Origin of the sequence: Georgenia thermotolerans, from assembly GCF_009193185.1 — a bacterium.
In the GTDB taxonomy this organism is placed as follows: domain Bacteria; phylum Actinomycetota; class Actinomycetes; order Actinomycetales; family Actinomycetaceae; genus Georgenia; species Georgenia thermotolerans.
In genome coordinates, this window is the sequence record NZ_VUKF01000093.1 from 1 (window position 1) to 2,681 (window position 2,681).

Consider the following 2,681-nt stretch of genomic DNA (forward strand, 5'->3'; position numbering starts at 1 on the left):
CGGGCTCGCGCTCGGGCTCGGGGCCGGCGCGGGGGTCGCGCCCCCGCCCGCGGCATCCGGCTGGGGCGGGGCGGCGGCCCGCTCGGCGGCGGCGAGCGCGGCCGCCTCCTGACGCTGGTGACGCTCGGCGTCGAGCTGGTCCTGCCGCGCCCGCTCGGCCTCGATCGAGGTCTGCCGCTCGGCGGCGAGGTCGGCGATGAGCTCGTCACGCCGCTCGGTGGACCGGGCCAGCTGGACCTGCACGGCGGAGGCGCTCGCCTCGGCCTGCTCGGCGGCCTCGGAGAGGGCGGTGGTGGCCTCTCGCTGGGCGGCGACCGCGGTGTCGGCCCGTTGGCGCAGGGTCTTGGCCACCTGTTCGACCGCCTGGAAGCTCTGCACCTCGCTGCCGGCCCGGCTGCCGAGCCGGTCGATGGTGGTCGAGCGGGCCATCGCGTCGGCGAAGTTCTCCGCCGACAGGTACGGGGTGATCTGCGCCAGGCCGGTGGAGCCGTCGCGGTAGTAGGCCAGGGCCACCTGCCCCAGCGCCGCGCGCGCCTCCTCCAGCCGGGCCTCGGCGGCGGCCGCCTTGGCCTGGGCGTCGGCGGCCGCGGCCGCGGCCGCGTCGAGCTCCTCCTGGGACTGCAGGTACTCCTCGTTGGCGGTGGCGGCGCGCTGCGTGGCCTCGTCCGCCTGCGCGGCGACGCGGGCCAGCTCGATCTCCAGGGAGGCGACCGTCGGCTCCGCCGTCGTCGTCGCCCCCTCCGCGCCGGCGCCGGGGGCCGCCGCGGCGGCCCCCGCGGTCAGCGTGGTGACCAGGGCGATCGCGGCGGCCGAGGCGGCCAGCCGTCTGACGTGCCGGGTTGACTGCGTCACCGTGCCTCCGTGTGCGTGCGCCCGCGCGGCGCGCGGGCATGGTTCCGGGCACGACCGTAACGCAACTCGATCACATCCGGAACACCCGTCTCTCTTTTCACAGCCGTCACAGTAGTAACGCGGCGAGGGGGAGTCCCGGGATTCGGGCAGCACCTGGGCGCCGGTCTCGGCTTGTGAGACGCATCTCGTCCGCTCGCGGCCCGGCCCCCTAGAGTCGGCCGCATGTTCCGTCGAATGTGCCGCTGACGCGCACGTTCGGCCTGCCCTGATCCCGACGGCCACGCTGGCCGTGGCCAGGGCCCGACCATCCCGGACGTGCACGTCACTGCCAGCCCCCTCGCGGGCTGACGGGACCTGGCACAGCCGCGGCTCGTTGGCCCGCTCCATCCACAAGGAGCCACCGTGAGCAACGAGACCGTGAACCCGCAGGACGCCTGGGCGTTCGAGACCAAGCAGATCCACGCCGGCCAGACGCCGGACGCCGCCACCGGCGCCCGCGCCCTGCCGATCTACCAGACGACGTCGTTCGTCTTCGAGGACGCCGCCCAGGCCGCCGGGCGCTTCGCCCTGGCCGAGGCAGGGCCGATCTACACCCGGATCACCAACCCCACCCAGGAGGCGGTCGAGTCCCGCATCGCCGCGCTCGAGGGCGGCGTCGGCGGCCTGCTCGTCGCCTCCGGGCAGGCGGCGGAGACCCTGGCCATCCTCAACATCGCCGAGGCCGGCGACCACGTCGTCGCCAGCCCGAACCTCTACGGCGGCACCTACAACCTGCTGCAGAACACCCTGAGCAAGTACGGCATCACCACCACCTTCGTCGAGGACCCGGACGACCCGGAGTCCTGGCGCGCCGCCGCCCGGGAGAACACCAAGCTGTTCTTCGGCGAGACGATCGCCAACCCCAAGGCCGCCGTCCTGGACATCGAGGCCGTGGCCGCCGTCGCGCACGAGATCGGCGTCCCGCTGGTGGTGGACAACACCATCGCCACGCCCTACCTCATCCGGCCGCTGCAGCACGGCGCCGACATCGTCATCCACTCCGCCACCAAGTATCTCGGCGGGCACGGCACCTCGATCGCGGGCGCCATCGTCGACGGCGGCACCTTCGACTGGTCCGCGGACCCGGCGAAGTTCCCGAACTACAACACCCCGGACCCGAGCTACAACGGCCTGGTCTACAAGGACCTGGGCGCCCCGGCGTTCATCCTCAAGGCCCGCGTGCAGCTGCTGCGCGACCTCGGCCCCGCCGTCTCCCCCTTCAACGCCTTCCTCATCGGCCAGGGCCTGGAGACGCTGTCGCTGCGCATCGAGCGGCACGTGGCCAACGCCCGGCGGGTCGCGGAGTTCCTCGAGGGCCACGAGCAGGTCACCCGCGTCGCCTACGCCTCGCTGCCCTCCTCGCCCTGGTACGACCGCGCCCAGAAGTACGCCCCCGCGGGCGCCGGCGCCGTCCTCGCCTTCGAGCTGGCCGGCGGGTACGCCGCCGGGCTGGCGTTCGTCGACGCGCTGAAGCTGCACTCCAACGTCGCCAACATCGGCGACGTGCGCTCGCTGGTGATCCACCCCGCCTCGACGACGCACTCCCAGCTCAGCCCCGAGGACCTCGCGGCCGCCGGCGTCAACCCCGGCCTGGTCCGCCTGGCCGTGGGCATCGAGAACATCGACGACATCCTCGCCGACCTCGAGCTGGGCCTCGCCGCGGCGGCGTCCTTCACCGCCGAGACGACCACCGCCGGGGCGTGAGCGTGACCGACGACGGCCGGACGGCGGGGGCGGCGCGGGGGGCCGCCCCCGCCCCGGCGCGCGTGGGCGCGGCGGGTGCCGCGGCC

1 protein-coding gene and 1 pseudogene are annotated in these 2,681 nt (G+C 74.6%); one reads left to right on the forward strand and one right to left on the reverse strand.

From position 1 onward, the window contains the following. A pseudogene (locus tag GD970_RS21255) lies at nucleotides 1–852 on the reverse strand (hypothetical protein); the annotation flags it as partial. 402 nt (nucleotides 853–1,254) lie between these two features. On the opposite strand from GD970_RS21255, the gene GD970_RS21260 reads away from it, so the two are divergent. Beyond that, nucleotides 1,255–2,595, forward strand: coding sequence for a bifunctional o-acetylhomoserine/o-acetylserine sulfhydrylase (locus tag GD970_RS21260; protein WP_226925527.1), 1,341 nt, complete (start codon nucleotides 1,255–1,257; stop codon nucleotides 2,593–2,595). The last annotated feature ends 86 nt before the right edge of the window (nucleotides 2,596–2,681 follow it).